Annotated in this window: 24 protein-coding genes, 1 pseudogene and 1 other annotated feature; of the genes and pseudogenes, 19 read left to right on the top strand and 6 right to left on the bottom strand. The window is 29.3% G+C overall.

Annotated elements, in window-relative coordinates; all coding sequences use genetic code 11:
• The first annotated feature begins 17 nt into the window (after positions 1-17).
• From ACWW38_RS07160 to ACWW38_RS07150, 3 genes are all read left to right on the top strand, one after another.
• Complete coding sequence (locus ACWW38_RS07160) at positions 18-1,280, top strand: cation:proton antiporter (protein WP_456260099.1); 1,263 nt, start codon at positions 18-20, stop codon at positions 1,278-1,280.
• A gap of 367 nt (positions 1,281-1,647) precedes the next feature.
• The gene (locus tag ACWW38_RS07155) at positions 1,648-2,217 is read left to right on the top strand and encodes a dihydrofolate reductase family protein (RefSeq protein ID WP_456260098.1); all 570 of its coding nucleotides are present in this window, start codon (positions 1,648-1,650) and stop codon (positions 2,215-2,217) included.
• Positions 2,218-2,570: 353 nt separating this feature from the next.
• Complete coding sequence (locus ACWW38_RS07150) at positions 2,571-3,275, top strand: alpha/beta hydrolase (protein ID WP_456260097.1); 705 nt, start codon at positions 2,571-2,573, stop codon at positions 3,273-3,275.
• Positions 3,276-3,469: 194 nt separating this feature from the next.
• On the opposite strand, the gene ACWW38_RS07145 is transcribed toward ACWW38_RS07150, so the two are convergent.
• Positions 3,470-3,631, bottom strand: a complete 162-nt coding sequence (locus tag ACWW38_RS07145) for a hypothetical protein (protein ID WP_456260096.1) — start codon at positions 3,629-3,631, stop codon at positions 3,470-3,472.
• Between the two features lie 370 nt (positions 3,632-4,001).
• Here ACWW38_RS07145 and ACWW38_RS07140 point away from each other — a divergent pair, with 370 nt between their 5' ends.
• From ACWW38_RS07140 to ACWW38_RS07120, 5 genes are all read left to right on the top strand, one after another.
• Positions 4,002-4,697, top strand: a complete 696-nt coding sequence (locus ACWW38_RS07140) for a flavodoxin family protein (protein WP_456260095.1) — start codon at positions 4,002-4,004, stop codon at positions 4,695-4,697.
• Positions 4,698-4,911: 214 nt separating this feature from the next.
• A complete protein-coding gene (locus ACWW38_RS07135; protein WP_456260094.1) occupies positions 4,912-5,538 on the top strand; it encodes a DJ-1/PfpI family protein in 627 nt (208 codons plus the stop codon).
• Between the two features lie 206 nt (positions 5,539-5,744).
• Positions 5,745-6,599, top strand: coding sequence for an AraC family transcriptional regulator (locus ACWW38_RS07130; protein ID WP_456260093.1), 855 nt, complete (start codon positions 5,745-5,747; stop codon positions 6,597-6,599).
• A 154-nt stretch (positions 6,600-6,753) separates the two neighbouring features.
• Complete coding sequence (locus ACWW38_RS07125) at positions 6,754-7,803, top strand: MerR family transcriptional regulator (protein WP_456260092.1); 1,050 nt, start codon at positions 6,754-6,756, stop codon at positions 7,801-7,803.
• A 57-nt stretch (positions 7,804-7,860) separates the two neighbouring features.
• Entirely contained in the window at positions 7,861-8,724 is an 864-nt protein-coding gene (locus tag ACWW38_RS07120) for a pentapeptide repeat-containing protein (protein ID WP_456260091.1), read from the top strand.
• A 109-nt stretch (positions 8,725-8,833) separates the two neighbouring features.
• Here ACWW38_RS07120 and ACWW38_RS07115 read toward each other — a convergent pair whose 3' ends face one another.
• A complete protein-coding gene (locus ACWW38_RS07115; protein WP_456260090.1) occupies positions 8,834-10,111 on the bottom strand; it encodes an MFS transporter in 1,278 nt (425 codons plus the stop codon).
• 174 nt (positions 10,112-10,285) lie between these two features.
• Between ACWW38_RS07115 and ACWW38_RS07110 the strand changes: the two genes are divergently transcribed.
• From ACWW38_RS07110 to ACWW38_RS07100, 3 genes are all read left to right on the top strand, one after another.
• A complete protein-coding gene (locus ACWW38_RS07110) occupies positions 10,286-11,302 on the top strand; it encodes a LytTR family transcriptional regulator DNA-binding domain-containing protein (protein WP_456260089.1) in 1,017 nt (338 codons plus the stop codon).
• A 243-nt stretch (positions 11,303-11,545) separates the two neighbouring features.
• On the top strand, positions 11,546-12,391 hold the full coding sequence (locus ACWW38_RS07105; RefSeq protein WP_456260088.1) for an ABC transporter ATP-binding protein: 846 nt from the start codon (positions 11,546-11,548) through the stop codon (positions 12,389-12,391).
• Positions 12,391-13,122: an ABC transporter permease gene (locus tag ACWW38_RS07100; protein WP_456260087.1), complete on the top strand. Its 732-nt coding sequence runs from the start codon at positions 12,391-12,393 to the stop codon at positions 13,120-13,122. The genes ACWW38_RS07105 and ACWW38_RS07100 overlap by 1 nt, the downstream gene beginning before the upstream one ends.
• A 60-nt stretch (positions 13,123-13,182) precedes the next feature.
• On the opposite strand, the gene ACWW38_RS07095 is transcribed toward ACWW38_RS07100, so the two are convergent.
• Positions 13,183-13,872 carry a YjjG family noncanonical pyrimidine nucleotidase gene (locus tag ACWW38_RS07095; protein WP_456260086.1) on the bottom strand — a complete coding sequence of 230 codons (690 nt, stop codon included), beginning with the start codon at positions 13,870-13,872 and terminating at the stop codon, positions 13,183-13,185.
• A gap of 165 nt (positions 13,873-14,037) precedes the next feature.
• Here ACWW38_RS07095 and ACWW38_RS07090 point away from each other — a divergent pair.
• Positions 14,038-14,304, top strand: a pseudogene (locus ACWW38_RS07090) (cyclic nucleotide-binding domain-containing protein); the annotation flags it as partial.
• A 23-nt stretch (positions 14,305-14,327) separates the two neighbouring features.
• On the opposite strand, the gene ACWW38_RS07085 reads toward ACWW38_RS07090, so the two are convergent.
• Positions 14,328-14,732 (bottom strand): HAD-IIB family hydrolase, encoded by a 405-nt coding sequence (locus tag ACWW38_RS07085; protein WP_456260434.1) that lies wholly within the window; start codon positions 14,730-14,732, stop codon positions 14,328-14,330.
• 68 nt (positions 14,733-14,800) lie between these two features.
• Positions 14,801-15,025: a binding site (T-box leader), on the top strand.
• 168 nt (positions 15,026-15,193) lie between these two features.
• On the opposite strand from ACWW38_RS07085, the gene aspS reads away from it, so the two are divergent.
• From aspS to ACWW38_RS07065, 4 genes are all read left to right on the top strand, one after another.
• Positions 15,194-16,483, top strand: a complete 1,290-nt coding sequence (aspS, locus tag ACWW38_RS07080; RefSeq protein ID WP_456260085.1) for an aspartate--tRNA(Asn) ligase — start codon at positions 15,194-15,196, stop codon at positions 16,481-16,483.
• A 219-nt stretch (positions 16,484-16,702) separates the two neighbouring features.
• Positions 16,703-17,173, top strand: coding sequence for a DUF6323 family protein (locus tag ACWW38_RS07075; RefSeq protein ID WP_456260084.1), 471 nt, complete (start codon positions 16,703-16,705; stop codon positions 17,171-17,173).
• Complete coding sequence (locus ACWW38_RS07070) at positions 17,173-18,531, top strand: DUF6179 domain-containing protein (protein WP_456260083.1); 1,359 nt, start codon at positions 17,173-17,175, stop codon at positions 18,529-18,531. Before ACWW38_RS07075 ends, ACWW38_RS07070 begins: the two co-directional genes overlap by 1 nt.
• 282 nt (positions 18,532-18,813) lie before the next feature.
• Positions 18,814-20,268, top strand: coding sequence for a peptidoglycan binding domain-containing protein (locus tag ACWW38_RS07065; protein ID WP_456260082.1), 1,455 nt, complete (start codon positions 18,814-18,816; stop codon positions 20,266-20,268).
• A gap of 68 nt (positions 20,269-20,336) precedes the next feature.
• Here the strand turns inward: ACWW38_RS07065 and ACWW38_RS07060 are convergent, their stop codons facing one another.
• The gene (locus ACWW38_RS07060; protein WP_456260081.1) at positions 20,337-20,990 is read right to left on the bottom strand and encodes a flavodoxin family protein; all 654 of its coding nucleotides are present in this window, start codon (positions 20,988-20,990) and stop codon (positions 20,337-20,339) included.
• 125 nt (positions 20,991-21,115) lie between these two features.
• Here ACWW38_RS07060 and ACWW38_RS07055 point away from each other — a divergent pair, with 125 nt between their 5' ends.
• Positions 21,116-21,445, top strand: a complete 330-nt coding sequence (locus tag ACWW38_RS07055) for a winged helix-turn-helix transcriptional regulator (protein WP_456260080.1) — start codon at positions 21,116-21,118, stop codon at positions 21,443-21,445.
• Between the two features lie 25 nt (positions 21,446-21,470).
• Positions 21,471-21,707: a DUF1653 domain-containing protein gene (locus ACWW38_RS07050; protein WP_456260079.1), complete on the top strand. Its 237-nt coding sequence runs from the start codon at positions 21,471-21,473 to the stop codon at positions 21,705-21,707.
• Positions 21,708-21,814: 107 nt separating this feature from the next.
• On the opposite strand, the gene ACWW38_RS07045 is transcribed toward ACWW38_RS07050, so the two are convergent.
• Positions 21,815-22,882 carry an HD domain-containing phosphohydrolase gene (locus ACWW38_RS07045; protein ID WP_456260078.1) on the bottom strand — a complete coding sequence of 356 codons (1,068 nt, stop codon included), beginning with the start codon at positions 22,880-22,882 and terminating at the stop codon, positions 21,815-21,817.
• A 200-nt stretch (positions 22,883-23,082) separates the two neighbouring features.
• Between ACWW38_RS07045 and ACWW38_RS07040 the strand changes: the two genes are divergently transcribed.
• The gene (locus ACWW38_RS07040) at positions 23,083-23,727 is read left to right on the top strand and encodes a hypothetical protein (RefSeq protein ID WP_456260077.1); all 645 of its coding nucleotides are present in this window, start codon (positions 23,083-23,085) and stop codon (positions 23,725-23,727) included.
• Positions 23,728-23,739: the final 12 nt, after the last annotated feature.

The raw sequence follows: 23,739 nt of genomic DNA, 5'->3' as shown, positions 1-23,739 counted from the left end.
TGAAAGAGGGATTAAAGATGTTAAAGGAAATAGTATTATTAATTGTTTTTATAGGTATTGCCATGCTTATGGGTAAATTAGTTGCCAAAGTTAAGATGCCCGCTATATTAGGATGGCTTTTAACTGGAATGATTATAGGTCCATATGCATTAGGGTGGTTAAGTGACAGCATGTTGCATAGTACATGGTTTCATATTATTTCTAGTATTTGTGAGATAATAGCAGGACTTTTTATTGGATCTGAATTAATTTGGAAAGAACTTAAAAAATCAGGAAAGCAAATCTTAACAATATGTTTTACAGAAGCTTTTGGTGCTTTTTTGACTGTAACTGCGGCTTTTGCATGTATATTTATATTTATAGACATTCCAATATATATAGCAGTTATTTTTGGGACAATTGCATTAGCAACAGCTCCAGCACCATCATTGTCTATTATTAATGAGTATAATACGAAAGGACCAGTTACAAAAACACTTATACCTTTAGCTATTCTAGATGATGTTATTGCATTGATTGTTTTTTTTCTGGCAATAGGGACTATTTCCAATGTTTTAGCTGGTGGGGGACTACCTTTTTACTATGCACCGCTTACAATTCTTTTATCAATTATAGTGGGAGCAGTAATGGGATTTTTAACGTCCTTGATTCTTAAAAAAGAAGCAGGTAAAAATAAAACAATTTTATTGGTGCTGGCATGTGTTAGCGTTACAGCTGGAGTTGCTATGTATATAAATAATTATATTTTATCAAAGCCTATGATGAATTTAATGCTTGTAGGAGTATGCTTTGCAGCTACTTTTGCTAATATTATACCTAAGAAAAGAGTGGATAAAATAGTAGAATATATTGAGGTAATTATAGTTTTAGCTATGGTTATCCTTATTATTAATTTAGGTGCACCACTAGATTTTCATTTGATTTTAGGTGCAGGATTATACACAGTAATTTATATAGTGTCTCGTGCTATTGGCAAAATAGGTGGATCTTATATTGGTGCTGTGATTTCTAAAGCACCTGTAACAGTTAAAAAATATTTAGGACTTACATTACTGCCTCATTCAGGTGTTTCTCTAATTTTCACAGGTATTGCTGTCAATATTCTTATGCAGCCTGCGCCAGAGTATGCTAAAATTATTCAAGGAACTATTGCAGCTGCAGCAGTTATTAATGAAATCATAGCAGTTATTATAGCTAAACAAGGCTTTAAGCTAGCTGGAGAGTTAGATGGTGGAAAAAAATTAAAAGCTAGTTGCGAAAGTCCAATAGAAATATCGTAAAAGTTCAGATATTACTGAGTTTTAGTAAAAATAGTAGCTGTAGCCCTAGAAGGCACTTCAGATAAAGTGCCTTCTAAGTTTTTCATCATTGGCTTTTTAAGGTAATGTTATTATAGTAGGTATATAGGGGTTTTAGTATAATGAAGGGTGAACCGTATCACAAGTAACGCGAACTTTCCTTGAAGTCGTTGATATGACTAGTTTTAATAGAAGTAATAGTGTTCTGGATCGTATCATAACCTAAAGAAATCATAAAGATAATTAGTTGATATCCTCAGATTTTATTGGTATTATAAGAGTCTTGCTTGAAGAAGAATATGATAAAGGTGGATAAAATAAAAAACATTTTTATAGGGGGCTGAATGTTATGTCCAATAATGGAAGTAATAGAAGAATAATTTTAGATTTAGCGGTGACATTAGATGGATTTATCGAGGGACCAAACGGTGAAGTAGATTGGTGTATTATGGATCCTGACATGGGGTTTATTGATTTCCTAAATAATATTGATACAATTCTATATGGACGTAAAAGCTATGAATTATGGGGACAATACGTTCCTGGAAATGGAATATCAGATACTGAAAAAGAAATTTGGAAGTTAGTTCATAGTAAGAAGAAATATGTGTTTTCAAAAACACCTACCAATGAGTATCCAGGGGCGAATCTAATAAGTTGCAACATAATGGAAGAAGTAAAGAAAATAAAAAATGAGCCAGGTAAAGAAATTTGGCTTTATGGAGGGGCAAGTCTTATAACAATTTTTTTAAATCTAGGGCTTGTTGATGAATATAGATTATCTATTCATCCTGTCATTTTAGGAGAGGGCAAGCCTCTGTTTAGTGATATAAAGCAGAGATTAGATCTCAAGCTTATTAATACTAAGAAATTTTCTTCAGGTGTTGTTCAGCTCCGCTATCATCCTGCAGGGAATTAATATACGAATAGTTGGTAATTATCGAGATTATGGCACTCAACATTTTGAGTGCCATAATTCATTTGTTTAAATCCGTTACTTTGTATTGCATAAGTCTACGTTATACCAGTTACGGTGAACCGTATCATAAGTAATGAAATATAATAAGTTTAGCAGTGCAGATTTACAAAATATGTTATAATTGAAAGAGCTCGAATAAATGATAATCAAACTTTTAAGTATAAGGTAAGTAGTAATTTGCAGTTAACATACTTTATATAGAATTAACTGAGAAAGGAGGATTTTATTATGATAAACAAGAAAAATAAAGAGATTTTATGGAGGGTTTTACCTCTATAAATTATGGAGGAAATATGTTTAAAGATAAATTTAATATTAGTAATATTCCTGCAGTTTTGTGGGGAGAAAAGAGTGAAAAACTTTTTATTGCAGTACATGGAAATATGTCAAACAAGGAAGATGTTGTGATTCAAATTTTAGCTGAAGAAGCACTTCAAAAAGGTTATCAAGTATTAAGCTTTGATTTACCAGAGCATGGTGAAAGAAAAAGTGATAATACTCCTTGCAAAGTACAGTTTTGCGTTAGTGATTTATCTATAATTATGAACTATGCAAAAGAACATTGGAAAGAAATGAGTCTGTTTGCATGTAGTATGGGGGCTTATTTTAGCCTTTTAGCGTATCAAAATGATGTGTTGAGAAAGGCATTATTTTTATCACCAGTAGTTAATATGGAAAGAATTATCGAAAATATGATGATATGGTTTAATGTAACACCAGAGCGTTTGCAAAAGGAAATGACTATAGAAACACCCATTGGTCAAAAGCTGTATTGGGATTACTTCTGTTATGTAAAACAACATCCTATTAATACATGGAATACAGATACAGATATTATGTATGGAGCAAAGGATGAATTGTGTGAATTTGAAACTATTAATTATTTTGTTAAAAAATATTGTTGTGGGTTAGAAGTCATGGACGCAGGAGAACATTACTTTCATACAGAAGAACAGTTGAATGTATTCAAGCATTGGTTATCAAAGCATATTGATTAACAAATTCCAATTTATAATTTAATAAAGTGAAAATTTAAAAATAAAAAAACATAGAGGTTTATTTTTAGTGAAAATTTGATATAATATAAATAAGAAAAGCTTAGTGCTACCAACACTAAGCTTCCTTAGAGCATTTATTTTGTTTTAGGGCTATTGGATGAATTAAATAGAGATTTAATTAAGAGTTTAAAGCACTATTCTTGGTCGGATGGGTGCTTTTTCTCTTTGCCATTAAGCTCTATATGAATACCAAGAAATTTAATCTTGATAATTAACTTAGAAATAAAAAAATTATGTTTTAAAACTAATCTAATAATATAGATTGTAGCAAAACTTTTTATCATTAATTCTAGCATAACCAATACCACCCCCTTCAGCTATGGTGAAGCAATTCACCAATAGCCCAAGGAGGATAAAACGTTCAAAACCTCCGCAGCCATCCTACTACGGAATATTCATATTTTAACTTGGATATTATACCATAATTATGTAGAATAAATATAGGGGTATTAATTGGAAAAACCGCATTTGCAGTAGTTGCGGGAAACCGTATCACAAGTAATAAAATATAATAAGTTTAGCAGCATATATTTCCAAAATATGTTATAATTGAAAGAGCTTAAATAAATGTTAATCAAGCTTTTAAGTATAAGGTAAGTAGTAATTTGTAAGTGAGATTATTTTTATAACAGGAAAATAAATTATATTTTAAGGAAGTTGAATAATATGAAGATTACTGTGATAAATGGAACCGAAATAAAAGGTTGTACCTATAATATAAAAGAAAATTTTTTAGAAATTTTGCGTGATGGAAATGAAATAACAGAATTTTATTTACCAAAAAATTTGCCTCATTTTTGCTGCGGATGTAAAAATTGCTTTTTTAAAGGTGAGCAGTTTTGTCCTCACGCAGAGTATGTTATGCCCATCTGGAACGCTATTTTGAATGCTGATTTGCTTATATTTACTTCTCCTGTTTATGCGCTAAGAACTACTTCGCAGATGAAAAATTTGCTTGATCATTTGTGTGTGCATTGGATGGTACATAGACCCGATGAAAGAATGTTTAACAAAAGGGCTGTGATTTTGACAAATGCTATAGGTATATTTAACGGTGGAGCACAAAAAGACATTGCAACAAGTCTATCTTGGCTTGGCGTCTCTGACATTAAAAAGTCGGGCATAGGATTGCTTGAAGGTGTTATTTGGAATGAACTATCCAATAAGCGTAAAAATATTATTATCAGAAAAACGAAAAAGATTGCTGAAAAATATAAAAAAACGCGTATAGCACATAAGGGAATAAAAGTAAGGATTAAATTCGCCATCACTAAAATGATGCACCAGGCTATTGCTAAAAAAGAAAAAACATTATCGGTTGATAATCAGCATTGGGTGGATAAAGGGTGGATTAAGGTATAAAAGATTTTAATTATAAAAAAGCACAACTATTCTTGGGCGGATGGGGTGCTTTTCTCATTTGTTTTAAAACTTCATAGTGTAGGCATCTTTACGAGGAGCGCTATGGATTGCTTCAGAGCCATTTTTGAGTAGCACTATAAAATTTATATATATTGAATCGAGGTGAGATGATGAAGATTGAAAGATTGCTAGGAATATTACTTTATATAATAAAATGAAGAAAATTATATATCTTTACATTTTAGAATCTATGGCTGAATGGGAGGTTGGCTATATTCTGCAAGCCATTAGTATGGAATCTATGTTGAAAAAGCAAAATAAAGAATTTGTAATTAAAACTGTTAGCACTAGTAAGAATCCAATACAAACAATTGGCGGATTAAGTATAATTCCAGATTGTTTAATAGATGAAATAGATGAAAATAATATGGTTGCCTTGCTTTTGCCTGGTGCAGAATCATGGAACAGTGAAAAAAATAATCAGATTTTAGAAAAAGCTCTATCATATATAGATAAAGGTATTCTTGTAGGGGCTATATGTGGAGCTACACTTGCTTTAGCTGATTTAAAAGTTTTAGATAAATTCAAGCATACAAGCAATTCTTTAGATTACCTAACATTATTTTCAAAACAATATAGTGGTAAAGAGTTATATGTTAATTCTCCGGCTGTTGTAGATAGCAACTTGATAACAGCAAGTTCAGCAGGAGGTTTGTTGTGGGCGAAATACATTATACAATATTTAAATGTTTTCCATTGTGGGATTATTGAATCGTGGTACAACTATTATTCTACTGGTGACTCTAAATATTTTACAGAGCTTATTTCACAGAGTATTTAAGCGAAGTGGCATTATTGCAATAAGTCAGTAAATGAAAAAACTATCAAGTTATTGGTTGTTTAAATACATAAACAAAATATGGTATAATTTGAATATAAAATAAAAGCTAATTAATAAGTAAATAGTAGCCTCTCATATTTGTGCATTAGATGAGAGGTTTTTAAATTTATAATTCACTATACTATTATTTGTAAGGAGATAGCTTAATGGAATGGTTAGAAAAATTAAATGAAGCACTAGGATATATTGAAGCAAATTTAGATGGAGAAATTGAGTATGAACAAGTAGCAAAGATAGCATGCTGTACAGTCTATCATTTTCAACGAATGTTTTCATATATAGCAGGAACGCCGATATCAGAGTATATAAGAAATAGGAGGTTAACAAAAGCTGCCTTTGATTTACAAAGTGGAGATAAGGTAATTGATGTAGCGTTACGCTATGGCTATGAATCACCAACCGCTTTTAATAGAGCTTTTCAAAAGATACATCATGTATCACCTTCAGTAGCGCAAAGAGAGGGAACCTTCCTAAAAGCATATCCTCCTATTAGTTTTAAAATAACAATAAAAGGAGTAGGAGAAATGGAGTATAGTATAGTTAAGAAAGAAAAAATCAGAATAGTGGGAGTAAAAGCACTATTGGAAAAGAATATTGAGAAAAATTTTAAATCTGTACCGAAGTTATGGCAAGAATCAGCACAAAGTGGAGCAATTAATCAGATAGTATCTCTTATGAATGCAGATTCTAAGGGAGTATTAGGGGTTAGTGCTTGTATGGATAGCTTAGAGAAATGGGAGTATTATATAGCTGTAGAAACTGATAAAGAAGTACCAAAGGGTATGTATGAATATATAATACCAGAAGGTACTTGGGCAGTTTTTCCTGGACAGGGTGCTATGCCAACAGCAATTCAAGAAATTGAAAAAAGAATAATTACAGAGTGGTTACCAACATCAGGATATGAATATGCAGATGCACCAGATATTGAATTATACTTGAATCAAGATCCAGCTAATTCAAAGTTTGAAGTTTGGATACCAATTAGAAAAAATCAATAAAAATTAAATAAATCTACTAATGAACAACCCTCTTTTTTTAACCTCTTATAAAAACTACAAAAATTTAGTGCGTTTTTGTAGTTTTTTTATTGACTTTAGCCTTAGGCGAAAGTTTAGAATAATATTAGAAATAATATTATTAGGGGATGAATGCATGGAAAATAGTTATACTATCAGTGAAATAGCTAGAATGTTCAATATAACTACCAATAAAATTAGATTTTATGAGAAAAAAGGCTTGCTGTTACCAATAAGGGAAAAAGATAATGAATATAGAAGATTTAATAATCAAGATATTATTAAATTACAGTCTATATTACTATATAGGGCAATAGGATTATCTATTAGAGATATTAAAAATATATTAGATAATAATGAAAAAGAAAATTGCTTAATTCATTTTAATAATCAGTGGGAATTAGTTAATAATGAAATTCATAGGCTTAATGTTATAAGAAAGTCATTAGAAAATGTGATAGATAAGCTTTATGAAGAAACAACAGAATATAAAATAGATAGTCAAATGTTAGATATAATAAATAACAGTAATGAATTAAATAATATTAAAAATAATTGGGTAGATAAGTGGAATTTTAATAATTGGGCTAAAACATATGATAATGATGTTATAGAGGATAAAGGAGAACTAAAAATATATAAAAATTATGATTTAATATTACAAAGTGTATATAACTTAGTTTCTGAATCACAATTTAAAAATCCAGTGATACTAGAAATAGGAGTAGGTACAGGAAATTTGGCAAGTAAATTTTTGAATAACAATTATCCTATAATAGGAATAGATCAATCCAGAGAAATGTTATTAGTAGCAAAACAAAAATATCCTAAATTGAAGGTTAGATTAGGTGAATTTTTGAAGATACCATATGATAATAAATGCTTTGATATTATTATTTCAACGTATGCATTTCATCATTTAAATGAAAGCGAAAAAGTTATAGCAATACAAGAAATGCTAAGAGTATTAAAAGATAATGGAATGATAGTTATTGGAGATTTGATGTTTAAAAGTAGAGATGACGAAAAAAATATTTTAAGTGAATTATCTAAAAAGCAGGTAGAAGAAATAAAAGATGAGTATTATTCATATATTGATTTTCTAGAAAATGAATTAAAAAAATATAATAAAAAATTAGAATATAGAAGAATAGATAAATTTAATTATATAATACAGGTAAAATAATATTTCTGTTGTATATAAATTAGAACATTTATTTTTGAAAATATGGGGTGAAGGAATATGGCATGTCAAAATAGAGATAAGAACTATAAAGAATTGTATAAAGACCTAAGAATTAATTGCAAAAAATGTTTCGGATTTTGCTGTGTTGCATTGTATTTTTCGGCTTCAGAAGGTTTTCCAACTGATAAGGATGCCGGTAAACCTTGTTTGAATTTGCAACCAGATTTTAGCTGTACTATTCATAAAGATCTTAGAAAGAATGGACTTAAGGGTTGTACTGCTTATGATTGTTTTGGAGCAGGGCAAAAGGTTGCTGAAGTTACATATGGTGGACAAGACTGGCGACAAGTTCCAGAATCGGCTAAGCAGATGTTCGAGGCGTTTTTGATCATGAGGCAACTTCACGAAATGCTATGGTATTTAGCAGAAGCGCTTACATTACAAGCGGCTGGACCTATTCAAGATAAGCTCAGTCACATGATAAATGAAATGGAAGGTCTTACCTATCTCAACGCTGATTCTCTCTTAGCGTTGGATATAGCAGTCCATCGGGATAATGTTAATACGCTGCTTCTACAGACTAGCGAACTTGTGCGAGCTAAAGCATGCGGCGGGAAAAAGGCCACTTTAAAACACAAGAAGACAATTGCTGGAAGGCTAGATCTTATTGGTGCAGACCTTAGAAAAACTAATCTCAGAGGAGCAGACTTAAGAGGGGCATTTCTTATTGCAGCAGATCTTAGAGGAGTGGACCTAAGTGGTGCGGATCTTATTGGGGCTGATTTACGAGATACTGATCTTAGAGGAGTTAATCTCAAAGATAGTATATTTATTACACAAGCCCAGATTAACACAGCTAGGGGAGATTCTAGTACAAAGCTGCCTATGTCGCTGGCTCGTCCCACATACTGGGATAAATAATCAACTACCAATAAGAGTTTAATACTCCCATAGCACTCTGTGAAAGCGATTCCTACCAAATCAAAGATTTGGATTCTCTGCTTTTATTCAAAGTGGGAGTAAAGAGCGGCTACCTTCCTGGATAACGATTTCTAAAGATGTATTTTTTAGAAGTTTTAATTAATATCAGCGCAGCAGCTATTCGTATAATTCCTCCAGCTACTATTGTTATAGAAGTTCCGAAGGAGTTAGATACTAAACCTGCTGCATAGGCTGAAATAGGTATAAGCATCCATGTCATGAATCTGCTGGTGGATTGAACTCTTCCAAGGAGATGTTTTGGGGTGGTTGATTGCCTTAAAGTTATTATACATGGATTAATTAGTGACACTGCAAAAGTCCCTAATGCATTACTCAACACAAGAAGGATATAGTTTTTAAAAGTCCCAAACAGTATAATGGAGATCCCTCCTACTATCAACCCTATAATTATTATATTTATATATGAAAGATATTTTCTTAAATAGTTTGTAAGAATAGAACCTAATATAGCACCAATGCCACCGATAGAAATTAAAAGTCCTATATCTTGAGCATTAAGGTTAAGTACACTCTTAAAGTGAAAAATCATTACTGTTAAAAATAGGGTTGTTCCAATTGCTGAAAAAATTAAGGCAATGTTAGTGTAAAGTATAACAGGAGTTTTAAGTACAAATTTAAAACCCATCCTTAAATCTTCAGTTAGTTTATTAAAGAATACTCCAGCTTTATAGGACTTTGATTCATCTATTTCACTCACAATATGTTCCGGTATATGAATAGATAAAACTGCCAAGAAAGTCCCTAAAAAACTTAATCCGTTGATTAGTAGAGCGTATCCAGGATTATAAATATTTATGACTAAACCTCCAATAGAAGGACCTATTAGCATTGCCATATCATAAATTCCTGAGTCTAAGGAATTTACAAAATGCAAATCTTTCTTTTCACATAGTAGGGGTATTGAAGAAAATTCAGCTGTATTATAAATTTGTCCAAAGAATCCTAAAAGCAGAGCACCTAGATATATATGCCACATTTCAAGAAGGTTCATAATATAAAGAAAACCCATTGTGCAAACCAAGATACTTCTTAGGGCATCGGCTATTAAAAGAAGTTTCTTTTTCTTTATCATATCAGCTATAACCCCAGTAATAGGTTGAAATATATTTGCTATTTTTTCTATAGCAGCAACAATGCCCATTTGTACTACTGAGCCCGTTATGTTATATACGATTAAGGGCAGAGTAATAAAATATATTTGATCCCCAATAAAGGAAATTAGATTTCCAATCATCAACCTATATATTGGCATTAATTTGGAAATGTCAGTCCTGTTTATTAATTGATAATTGCTATTCTTAAGCATGGTAACCTCCTACCAACAAATTATTTTTCTAAATATATTCTATAATATTCGAATTTTAAATTCAATGAAATTCGAATAAATAAATATTATAAAAATATAACTTTAAAAATATCCATCAAAAGTTATGTTTTTTTGTGATAATATTAAAATATAAAATTTGGAAGGATGTTTTATATGCTGAAAATTAAAGGGCTATATAAAGAACAAAAAAATAATGTAATAAAAGATATAGATATTAATATAAATAAAGGCAGTTCTATAAGTATAGAATGTAGTAATGAGATAAGTGATTTGCTGGTAAATTTGATTTTAGGAAAAGAAACACTAGCAAAAGGTGAAATATATATAGATGATGTAAGAAATTTAGATTATATTAAGAGTAATATTGCTAGTATCGGAGTTATATTTAGAGAAGAAAATTTTTACGAAAAAATTACTGTAGAAAATTATATGAAATTCTTTTCTAAGCTTTTAGGATCAAAAGCAGATTATAAAAAGATAATGTTAAAGTTAGCACTTTTAGATATTTGTGACGTGAAAATAAAAGATTTGAGCTATTCTCAAAGAAGAAGGGTAAGCTTTGCAAGAGAAATATTAAAACAGCCAAAGCTTTTAATATTTCAGGAACCGATCCTTAATATGGATAGAGATGGAGCTAAGATAATAATAGAAAATATAGAAGAACTAAGATCTAAGGGGACTGCTATACTAATTACATCAGTACTATTCAAAGATACTCTTATGCTTGGCGAAAAAGCTTATAGATTAAATGATGAGGGATTGATAGAGCTAAATAATAGTAGAGAAGAAGTAAACAACGATGTAGAAGAAGTTGAGGATAAAAAACCAATTTATAAAATTGAAAAAATCCCTGCTAAGGTGGATGAAAGAATACTATTGTTTGATCCTACAGAAATTGATTATGTGGAAAGCGAACAGGGGATAAGTAATTTGTACATTAGAGGAGACAAGTTCCCTTGTACTCTTTCACTTACAAACTTAGAAGAGAGACTAAGATATTTTGGATTCTTCAGATGTCACAGATCTTATATTGTAAACTTACAAAGAGTTAGAGAAGTGATTACCTGGACAAGAAACAGTTACAGCTTGAGCTTAGATGATAAAGTAAAGAGTTCTATTCCTTTGTCTAAAGGAAGATTAGAGGAACTAAAAACTATACTAAAATTATAGCTATATTTTAAGAAAGTGATGATGAACCATAATTTAGAAAACAATTTTAGATTTAGAATAACTACTGCAACTAAAAGTGCTCTGTTCAAGGTAATATTTACTCCAGTTAACTTACATGGCTTTAATTTAACCTTTAATAAGAGCTATTTAACCCTTAAAATACTCCTTTCATAGTTATTTTATGGTTGTCACATTTAATTTCTGTGATAATTGAACCATGGAAAACAGAAGGGAGTTTTGAAATTGGAAAATATTATTTCTATGAAAAATGTGAGAAAAGATTTTAAAGAAAATAAGGCTTTGAAAAACTTAACTTTTAATATAAAAGAAGGTGAAATCTTTGGTTTCTTAGGTCCAAGTGGAGCAGGAAAAACAACTACTATTAAATTATTAACCTCTCAATTAATACCAACTAGTGGTGAAGTTAAGGTGTTCGGAAAAGATGCCTATGCTAATAAAAAAGATATAGCTAAAAATATTGGAATATTATCTGATACCAGCGGAATGTATGAGAGATTATCTGTTCTAGATAATCTAATGCTGTTTGCAGAGATAAATGGCGTATCTAAAAAAGACGTTCTAGAAGTATTAGAAAAGATAGGTATGAGTGAAGCTATAAAAAAGGAAGCTAAGAAGCTTTCGAAAGGGATGAAGCAAAGGCTTATGATAGCAAGAGCGGTGCTTCATAAACCTAAATTACTGTTTCTAGATGAGCCTACTTCTTCTTTAGATCCAGGCACAACTTTAGAGATTCATAGACTGCTTAGAAAACTTAATGAAGAAGGAACTACCATATTTTTGACAACTCACAATATGGAGGAAGCAGATAAACTCTGTGATAGAGTAGCTTTTTTAAATGCTGGTGAAATAGTGGATATAGGGGAGCCAGAAGCTTTGAAATTAAAATACACTAATGATGATATAAAAGTAATTTTAAAGGATGGAAGTAAAGAAATTATGTTGAAAAATAATCCAGAAGGTGCTTCCAAAATTAAAGCCTGGATGGAAGAAGGACAATTACTGGCAATTCATTCTATGGAGCCAAGTTTAGAAAAAATATTCTTAAACCTTACAGGGAGGGAACTATAATGGAATTTTCAATAAGAAGAGTAAATGCATTGTTTAAGAAAGAAATAAAGGATTTAGGCAAAAATATGAATGTTTTGTTGATGTGTTTGCTGCCAATTATGTTTAGTATTATATATTCAAAGCTTTTCGGAGGAGGTGCATCAAGTGACCAGCTGCAGAAGGCAGATATATTAATTCTATGCCTGGGTATGAATCTTACACTAGTATCTAGTTTTGTTATAGCCATGCTAATTGCTGAAGAAAAAGAAAAGAATACCCTTAGGACTCTTATGCTTTCAGCTGTATCACCTTGGGAATTCTTAACTGGAAAAGCTCTTATAACACTTTTAATGTCAATAGGTATTAATATAGTAATGTTTTTTATAATTGGCATTAATGCTCAGTATTTAGGAATGTATATACTTCTAAGTTCTCTAGTAGTTTTCAGCATGATAGAGATTGGCGCTGTAGTTGGGATTATTGCTCCTAATCAAATGTCTACAGGAGTAATTGGTATGCCTGTCATTATGCTGCTTTTAATGATACCTCTATTTGCAAGACTAAACAAAACTTTGGAAAAAATAGCAGAATTCTTGCCTAACTATAACTTGAACCTTATGCTGGAAAAGGTATTTAAAGGCCAAGCAATAGGTACTGAATCTGTCTATAACATATCTGTAATTTTAGTTTGGATATTAATTGCTGCGATTGCTTTTGCTTACACTTATAACAAAAGAGGATTAGATAAGTAGTCAGTATAAGCAGAATATAAGGATTTTGATGGAGCTTTATGGATTTAGAATATTTTTAATCTATTTTCCAAGTACATCCATAAGCTCCATTAAGTTAGAAATTTCATAAGTAGGTTTTATTTTAGTCTTATTTACAATTTTATTAGGATTAAACCAGCAGGTATCTATACCAGAATTTATTCCGCCTTGTATATCAGAGGTTAAGCTATCTCCTACAATCAGCACCTTGCTCTTGTCAGTATGCTTTATATTGGTTAAAGCATGTTCAAATATTTTAGGATCTGGTTTTGACACCTTAACCTCTTCAGATACTACTACATCCTCAAAGTATTTTGCTATAATAGATTTCCTTATTCTATTATCTTGAACATCCTTAAGACCATTAGTAACAATTGTAAGTCTATAATCTTTATGAAGACTTTCTACAAGGTCTATACTATCATCATATAAAAAGGATGAATTAGCTAAATGCTTCATATATGCTTTTGCAAATTCAACCTCATCAAACCCAGCATTTAAGCTATCTGATAATCTTCTAAATCTTTCCACCTTTAATTTTTCTTGAGTAATAAGTCCTTCCTCAAATTTTTTCCATATAGCTGTATTTATACCTTGATATATTTTTAAATGATAGTTTTCATCATATTCTATATCAAATTCAAGCATAGCATTTCTAAAAGCATCTCTTTCAGATTTTTTAAAATCAAATAAAGTCTCATCTGCATCAAATATTATAACTTCGTACTTCATAATAATTCCCCCATATAATAGTTTTTCTAATTATAACATAAAAATTTTTTATAAGAGCTAAGTTTTTATACATATATAACTCCTTCTACTTTTACAAGTCTATATAAATAAAATAGTATATTTATATAAACTTTCGCATGACATATGTCACGTTAAGGAGGAATTATGAAAAAAATTTCGGACATAAACCTTTTAAGACATTATATTGAAAGACATAATATAGAAAATATATTGGATAAAGATATATTAAGGCATGCACAACTTCATTTTTATGAAAGAGGAGAATTTATATTTGAAGCAGATTCTAAACTTGAATATTATTATTTGCTTGTAGATGGGAAAATTAAAATAACTTATCCTTTTGAAAATGGAAAGTCAATGATTTTGAAGTTTTATAGAGAATTTAATACGATTGGTGATTTAGAGCTTTTAAGTACTCCGTCATGCCCAAATGGTTACGCCGGAGCTGATTTAAGCTTTAATTTGTTCATTAATTCGTGAATAAAATGAGCTACACCATTGAGATCATTTGATAGTGATACATGGCTGCATATATTTTTTATATCATCTTCAGCATTTCCCATTGCAACGCTTATCCCAGCTTTTTTAAACATAGATATATCATTGTAATTATCACCGATTGCTGTAATATCGTTTAATGAAATACCTAAGTAATCGGCTAGATATTCTAAAGAGTTACCCTTAGAGGCATTATTATTAGTTAATTCAAAATTATATTCATGAGAAATTACCATAGATAATTCTTTAAATTGTCTATAATATTGTCTGCCGTAATTAAGTTTGTCTCTATTAAGAAAAATTACAGTTATACTGCAAAAATCTAAATCTAAGTTTAAAATATAATCCTTACACTTTATAAAAAATGGATATTGACAATAAGAGTATTTTTAAATAGAATATAGTAAAAGTAAATTCATTGAAGGAAAGAGTAAATATATACTTAGTATCCAAAGAGAGTAGGGTTGGTGGGAGCCTATGAGAAAGGTAATATTGAAGGACATTCTGGAGATGCTTATCTGAAATATATAGTAGGGTAAGACGGTTTTCCTCCGTTATAGGGACTTGAGATGATAATGTATTAATACATTGTTGAATTAGGATGGTACCGTGAAAATATGCATTCACTTCTATTAGGAGTGGGTGCTTTTTTAATATATAGAAAAGAGCTCATTCTATATGGTATATATCTTAATTTAATTAAACATTATTAAAAAGGGTGGCACCGCGAAATATCTTGCCCCTTGAGTTTTCTACTCAAGGGGATTATTTTTTTGAGGTAATAATTGGAGGTAATAATAAGATGAAAAGAAAATTAGTAGATGAATTAAAAGAATTTATAGATGAAAAAGTATGTATTAAAGGATGGATTTATAAAGTTAGAAGATTAAAGCTTATAACTTTTATAATTATTAGAGATAGATCAGGATTAGTTCAATGTGTAGTGAATAATAATGGATTTGATTTATCAGAAATAAGTATTGAGTCAGTAGTATCTATTATTGGAAATGTTAAAGAAAGCAAGAATAAATTAAATCCATTTGAAGTACAAGTGGAAAGTATAGAAATTATAAGCAAAGTTGAAGATGAGCTTCCAATAGAAATAAACAAAGAGAATTTAGAAGTGAATTTGGATACAATGCTCAATAATAGGATATTAAGTTTAAGGCATCCAAAGATAAATGCAATTTTTAAAGTACAGAATTTAATAGTAAATTCATTTAGAGAGTTTTTAAATAAAGAAGGTTTCACTGAAATTCATACGCCTAAAATTGTAAAAGAAGGTGTAGAAGGTGGCACAGAGGTTTTTGAAGTGAAATACTTCGAAAATAAAGCTTACCTTGCTCAAAGTCCTCAATTTTATAAGCAAATGATGGTTGGTTCAGGATTCGAAAGAGTATTTGAAATAGGGCATGCATATAGGGCAGAAGAGCATAATACTAATAGACATCTTAATGAATATATAAGTATGGACTTAGAAATAGGCTTCATTGAAAATGAATTTGATATTATAGGATTAGAAGAAAAATTGTTAAGATTCATATTAAAATCATTAAAAAATAATGGAAAAAAATATTTAGATTTGTTACAAGTTGAGTTACCAGTGATAAATGAAGAAATACCTAAGATTAAATTTAAGGAAGCAATTAATATACTGAAAGAAAATTATAATAAACAAGATTTAGAGGGTGATTTAGACCCAGAGTCAGAGAAGCTTTTGTGCAAATATGCAAAAGAAGATTTTAATAGCGATTTTGTATTTTTAACTAACTATCCAAGAAAGAAAAGGCCAATGTATACAATGCCATATGGTGAAGAAGAAACTCATAGTTTTGACTTGTTATTTAAAGGGATAGAGATTACAACAGGTGGCCAAAGAATACATGATTATAAAATACTAGTAGCAAATATGAAATATAAAGGACTTAATCCTAATAACTATGAAAGCTATTTAGAATTATTTAAGTATGGAATGCCTAAGCATGGAGGATTGGCTATTGGATTAGAAAGAATAACAGCAAAAATTTTAGGATTAGAAAATGTAAGAGAAGCAACTTTAATTACTAGAGATAGGAAGAGACTTATTCCATAATTACAACAAAAGAAGCAAAATAAAGCCCTCCACAGCCATGTGGAGGGCTTTTTATTTAACTTTTTAGATTAGTTTAATCCTATTTAAGCATAAAAATATCATTGACTTAAAAGTAAGGCAATGATAAAATTACACAGTATATATAAAATACCAATAATATCATATCATATATATAACAAAAAGTCAATAGAAAATTTTAAAAGTTTAGGGGGTTAATTTGTGAAAAATAATCTTATGTCTATTTCAAATTCTATAATAATTAGGCAAGCATTTATAGAAATTCAGCAGATTAACGAAGAGACTTTAGAATATGGATTAAAGCTTTCAGAGAAAGATATAAAAACAATTATTAAAACTAGAAATGAAGCTTTAATTAGCAGCGGCAGAGTGGAATTTGGAGGAGGAATAATAGCGAAAATTATTTCCAGCTTTTGTGATTCACCTTATATTTTACAAAATAATTATGTTGAAACTATAAATGATCTTATAGAAACTTTTTATTATTATAAAAATGAAACAATGGAAGAGATAAGTGATGATCAGTTAATTAATTTTATGAAGGAGCATTTTGATAATAAATGCCATGGAGATTTGGATCTTCTTAGATATAAATACTTAGATAAGATATCTCATAATATAAAGTATGAAGTGACTGATTATTTAAATGTTAATGGAGATGAAGAGGAATAATGGATAATTTTATTATTAATAGTGAATATGATTTTGAAAATTTATTAAGTAAGGAACATTATTTTCAATCTCTGCTGAAGGTATCTAACTCAAATAATTTATTGAATATAAAAGAAATTGAGGGTATTCAACTCCAAGTGGTAAACATTCTAACAGAAACAGTTGGTTACTACACAAAAAATAAAAGTTCTTCAGTTAGGGTAGAGATTGCAGAGCAAATTATGTTGTCTATTTATTATACTCTAGGACTATTTTTAAAGAACCAGTCAACAGTAAAAAAAAGTATAATTTTAATTAAAGAGAAGGAGATAAAGTATTTATTTGCTCAGGGTGAAAAAATATTAAAAGATAAAGTAGATGAATGTGAAAGATTACTTGAGATTGTAAAAGAAACTAGATTGAAAACAGAGAATTATGCTTATATAGATACTATTGATTATGGAATTCCATTATTTTTTAAAGAGTATGATATTAGGTTTGCTAGCCATGAAACTCCAGGTGCTATAGATTATCCACTAGCTATTGATGAAAGGGATTTAGTAGGGGTTGAATATATAGAGGATTATTTAAATAAAATGATTTTTGAAAATAAGTTCTGTTCATACTTTGATAGTTCAGAAATTGAAGCTTTACTGAAAGGCTTTAACCAAGATTCTAATCACATGTTAATTAATATTTTTCAGTTAGTTTTTACTAACTACCTAGGGTGCATTTTAGCAGGAAAAGAAGAAAGTTCCTTAGAGATAGTTAAAGGGGATAGATCATATCTTAAAAGTATCATGAAAAACTTATCTCAAGCGGAGTCTATGAGATTGATTCTTGGAGCGGCAGAAAAACTTAGTCAGAAGCTTTTGATTAAAGATAAAAGCTTTACTGAATATATAAATAAGACTGCTTGCAAGATTGCCCATGAAATAAAGAGATATATTGAAACTGATACCTTAGAAAATATATTTATCACTTTGAACAAGCCTGAGAGAAATGTACTTAAATATGAGGATGGGAAAAGCTTAGATGATAGTAAATTTAGGAATATAACTGAAGAGATTAGAGATTGTAATAGAGTAGAAGATAAAATAGAGATTATCAGAGAAGAGTTTCATAGTTTAAAGGATTTTATAGATGTATTTAGTTCTGATTGTATATTTGATGATGAATTTATTGATATTTTTAAGGCGCTAGATGACTTTGAAGTAGCTTTATTAATTAAAAGTATTTCCAATGATAAAGTTTTAGATGCTTATTATGGTACTGAAAGTGAGAAAGAGTGGCATGAGAAGTTTAACAAGTATTTGGAAAGTTTGGATGATACGAAAAGAGGAGAAATAATTAAAATATCTCAGGAGATTACCATATAAATGAAGAAAAACTCATTAAAAATATCTAATATTGCTGTTAATAGAAACCTAGTAAAGAAGGATTTACTTTGATAAAGTAGATTCTTTTTTTATCCAGAAAAAATTTAATGGCTAAAATCAAGAGAATTTCTAGTTCTTAGAATATGTGAATTTAATTATAAAATTTATATTTAAATAATTATCACAATCACAAATATGACCACATAGAATAGAATAGTATAAATATTTTTATACAAAATTTACCAATTGCAAATTTTGTTGTAAGTAAAAGAGGTGGGTGCTATGGGAAAGGAACTAGAAAAGGCAATTGAAGAGTCAACAGGAAAATCAACAGAAGAGGTAATAGAAGAAACGGTAAAGGAACCAATAGAAAAGCGTAAAAAAATCGTTAAAGGTATAATGATTTTTTTTTGTATTTTACTTGTTATTTATTTTGGAATGGCGAAATATTTCATGAATCATTTTTACTTTGGTTCCAAAATTAATTCCATTAATGTTTCAAGAAAAACTGTAGAGGATGCAAAAATAATAATGACATCAGAGCTTCAGAATTACACTTTAAAATTAAAAGAGCGAGAGAATAAAAGTGAAGAAATAAAAGCTAGTGATGTGGGTTTAAAATATAATTTAGATGAAGAGCTTAAGAGATTTAAAGATAGCCAGAATCCTTTTAAATGGATCTCGGCACTTTTTACTGCGAAGAATTCTAAAATAACAATAGAACCTTCATATGATAAAAAATTATTGAAGGAACGAATAGATAAACTTGATTGCTTTGATAGTAGGAACATAATTGAGCCTAAAAACCCTAGCTTTAAATATACAAATAATAGCTACGTAATTGTAGATGAGATTCTTGGAAATAAGGTAAATAAAGAAATTTTATATTCTCATGTGGTAGATTCAATACTTAAGATGGAGGGTGAAGTAGATTTAGAATCAGTGGGATGTTATATAAAACCCAAATATGATTCAAAATCACAAAAAATAATAGAAGTTAAAAACACGCTTAATAAATATGCAGCTTCAAAAATTACCTATAATTCTGGAGATACTAAAGAAACCGTAGATAGGTCTATAATAAATAAATGGCTTAAGGTCGATGAGAACTTTGAAGTTATAATTGATGAAAAAAAAGTAAAAGATTATATAGATGGACTTTCTAAAACTTATAATACAGTTGGTAAAACAAGAAATTTTGTTACATCATCAGGAAAGACAATAAGTATAGGTGGCGGTGATTACGGGTGGTCTATCAATAAAATTAAAGAAAGGGAAAGCTTAATTAATGCTATAAAAAATGGAGAGACTATAACAAAAGAGCCTGTATATATCCAAACTGCATTTGCTCCTTTTAAGAACGATATAGGAAATACCTATGTAGAAATAGATATAGCAAAGCAACATATATGGTTTTATAAGAATGGATCACTAATAGTACATGGAGATGTTGTTACAGGGAATGTAAGAAATAGTCATTCAACACCTAAGGGCATTTATAGATTAAAATATAAACAAAAAGGTGCTGTTTTGAGAGGCCCAGGTTATGCTTCACCTGTTACATTTTGGATGCCTTTTAATGGAGGCATAGGAATTCATGATGCTAGTTGGAGAAGTGTGTTTGGAGGAAATATATATAGGACAAATGGTTCCCATGGCTGCATAAATTCACCTTACAATGTAGCAAAGGCAATATTCGATAATATTAATGTAAATACACCTGTAATTTGTTATTAGGAGGAAATATGATAGAACCAGTACTTGAATAGTACTGGTTCTATATGCTATTTGTAATAAAGTAGATTTTATATACTAGCTTGTCGAGTAAATCGTACTCCCATATTAAAGGCTTCTTGGAGGTCTTTAGGAAACTGTTCTTCTCTAACTTTTGCTTTTTTCTTCTCATCAAATAATGTTGCAACATATTTTGAATAATCGTCGAATTGATATGTGTCATTGACAATTAATGATTCAGAAGAACCAAAAAGTCTTTTCATAACCATTTCTAAATATTTAAACAATTCATCATATCCTGAATCTTTCATCCGATCATTATTAACATTCATAGTGTAAATGAATGCGGTTGATACTTTTTTTCTAAAAAGGCTTGAATAAGCAGTATCATAAACTAAATATTGAAACATGAATCTTTCTAAAAAAGATCTCATAGCCCCAGTAATTGATGCAAAATATATTGGGGAGCCTAGAATAATGGCATCAGCATTTGCAGCTTTCTCAAGTATAGGTGATAAATCATCCTTTAGAGCACATTTACCATAACTTTCACCATTTTTTATTTTACAAGCAAAACAACTTATACAACCTTTATAATTTAGGTCATAAAGATTAATAAGTTCTGTTTCAGCTCCTTGAGAAGCTGCACCTTCAAGTGCTTTATTAAGAAGAGCAGCGGTGTTTTTATTTTTTCTCGGACTTCCGTTTATTGCTAGTATTTTCATAGATTATACCTCCATTTAAATATGTGATTGACTTTATGCTATGAATTATATATCATTATTTAAAAATAGGTAAGTATGCACTTATTTGTTATATACTAACTTAAAGGTGAGTAAAGGAGTACCATATGGATAGATTTGAAAGTAAGTATGGAAGTTGTGGAATGTATTACACAATGTCCGTAGTTGAGGGTAAGTGGAAATGGATTATACTGTGGGAAATATATAAAGAAGAAGTAATAAGATATAACAAATTAAAAGATAATCTACAACCTATTGCTCATAAAACACTAAGTAAACAATTAAAGGAATTGGAAAGTGGTAATCTAATTCATAGAAAGCAGTATAATGTAATTCCACCTAAAGTTGAATATTCTTTAACGGAAGAAGGTAAAACTCTAATACCAATACTTACCCTTATGTCACAATGGGGTAGTGAACATATGAAAAATAAGTAGAATAAATAGATTGGGAGGAAAGACTATGTGTATTTCAAATAATAATAGAAAAATAAATATAGGTAAAAAGTACAAGCACTTTAAAGGAAAGAAATATTTAGTGCTTCATTTAGCTAAGCATTCTGAAACTCTTGAGGATTTAGTTGTATACCAAGCTCTATATGGTGAATTTGGTATATGGGTAAGGCCACTTCAGATGTTTTTAGAACAAGTTGAAGTGGATGGTAAGGTAGTAAATAGATTTGAAGAATGTACAGAGTGAGTATAAAATAGTAAACATTAAGGTGATTCCAAATAGAATATATAAATTTAAAGCTTACTTGTAAATCCATGTTATAACTATAGATTTACAAGTAAGCAATTTTAGCTTTATTCTACTAAATTTTCTATACGCAATTTTTTTTCTAAATTTAAGTCAATAAAATCATTATTACACACAATTAATGGACTTGATAAATTATTTATATTTATTTGTAGTATTTGACCTAGTCGTCCATCACTTAATAAAACCTTTTCACCTATATAGTAGGTCATGATATGCTCAATAAATATTTTACTGTATTCGTAATCTAACTTTAAAAGACTTTCTTTTTGAATTGTATCTAATGCTTTAAAAGGGTCTTTTCTCTTTTTATATACTCTATTTGAATTAACTGCATCAAATACATCTGCAATGGCAATTATTTTACCAAATTGATGTATCCTTGGTCCTTTTAATCCCATAGGATATCCTGAACCGTCCATTCTTTCATGATGCATTAGTATTCCAAAGCTTACTGAACTATGTAAATAAGGTACATTTTTTACAAAATCATATCCTATAGTAGGATGAGATTTTAATTTAGATATTTCTTTATTAGTTAAAGCTTCTACTTTATTTAATATATTTTTATCTATTTTAGTTTTACCTAAGTCATGAAGAATAGCAGCATAGGTTAAAAGATTGATTTCCTTTTCATCAAGACCTATCCACTTACCTAATAAAGAACTTAAAGCTGCTACATTTGCAGAATGTTTATAGATAACATCATCTCCACTTCCGTGAAGTACTATGTTCTTTACAACATTACTTGGTGAATATAAATAATCTTGAATCTTACTAGCAAAATTTCTCACTTCTTTAATATCAATCATTGTTGCGCTATTTATATTATTAAAAGCATGTTCTATATCCTGAGAAATCTTATTAAAGTTTTTTCGTATCTTCTCTATGGTTTTTTCTTCGTTTATTTCATTTGAATCTTTTTTAGTTACATCTTCATCACAGTAAACTGTAATAACTTGTTGAAAGTATCGATCTCTAAGTCTATCTAATAAAATTTGTGTAATAAGAGATCCAGATGGTAGAATAAGTAGATTATTATATCTAATTTCTTCAGCTAATCTCATTCCTGGCCTTATATCGTTAATTTTTAAGGAGACTTTTTTTGTTTTCATATAAATACATACCTTTCTAATATTTATGAAGTCAGAAACATTTATTCAATTATTTTACTTTTAATACGGTAATAATATATTCGTATACTATTTTCATAAATTTAGCAAATTTGTATATAACCTTTGCGTAAATGATTATAAATTTAATATTATGTAAATAATCAAGATAGTTACTACATTTTACATGGAAGGAGAATACAATGTTTAAGATTTTAGGTAGATTACTAGGCTTAGAAAAAAGTGAATTAGAGTATGATAAAGAACTTTTAATTTTCACACTTATAGGAGCTATTATATTTTTAATAATAGGTATAGCACATACTGAAAAGGGCGCAGAATTTATATATGAAAATAGATTAAATAGAGCTTTTTTAGTTAAGGCAGAAAAGGAAGGAATAAGCAATAAAGATATTGATAAAATAGTTACAGATTATAAAGAAGCAATACCTGTAAATATTATAGAATATGACTTAGAATACATAAGAGATAATGTAAAAACTTATATAGATAATCTTAAAAATTATAAAAGTTTATATTTGAATGAAACCATAGGAAAATTAGAGGAAATTAATAAAATTAAAGACAAAGATGCTTTAGTCAGTGAATTAAAAAAAATAAAGTTGGAAAATATGCTTAAAGATTATACAAAGGATGAAATTGTAAAGAAGAATTTAAGAGAAGTGAAAGAGTGGCAGGTTAATATTTTTCTTTCAAATGTATATTTGATATGTGGAGGATTAATGCTGCTATCTTTTATCATAACAAAAGTAGTTTATGAAATTGATTTAATAGATAAAAAGGAAAAGAATAAAGAAACATGTATAGCAGATGTAAAAAACAGATAAGTTAAGGTAACT

The sequence above is a fragment of the Clostridium sp. JNZ J1-5 genome (assembly GCF_053901425.1).
This window is presented reverse-complemented; position numbering and strand designations above follow the sequence as displayed.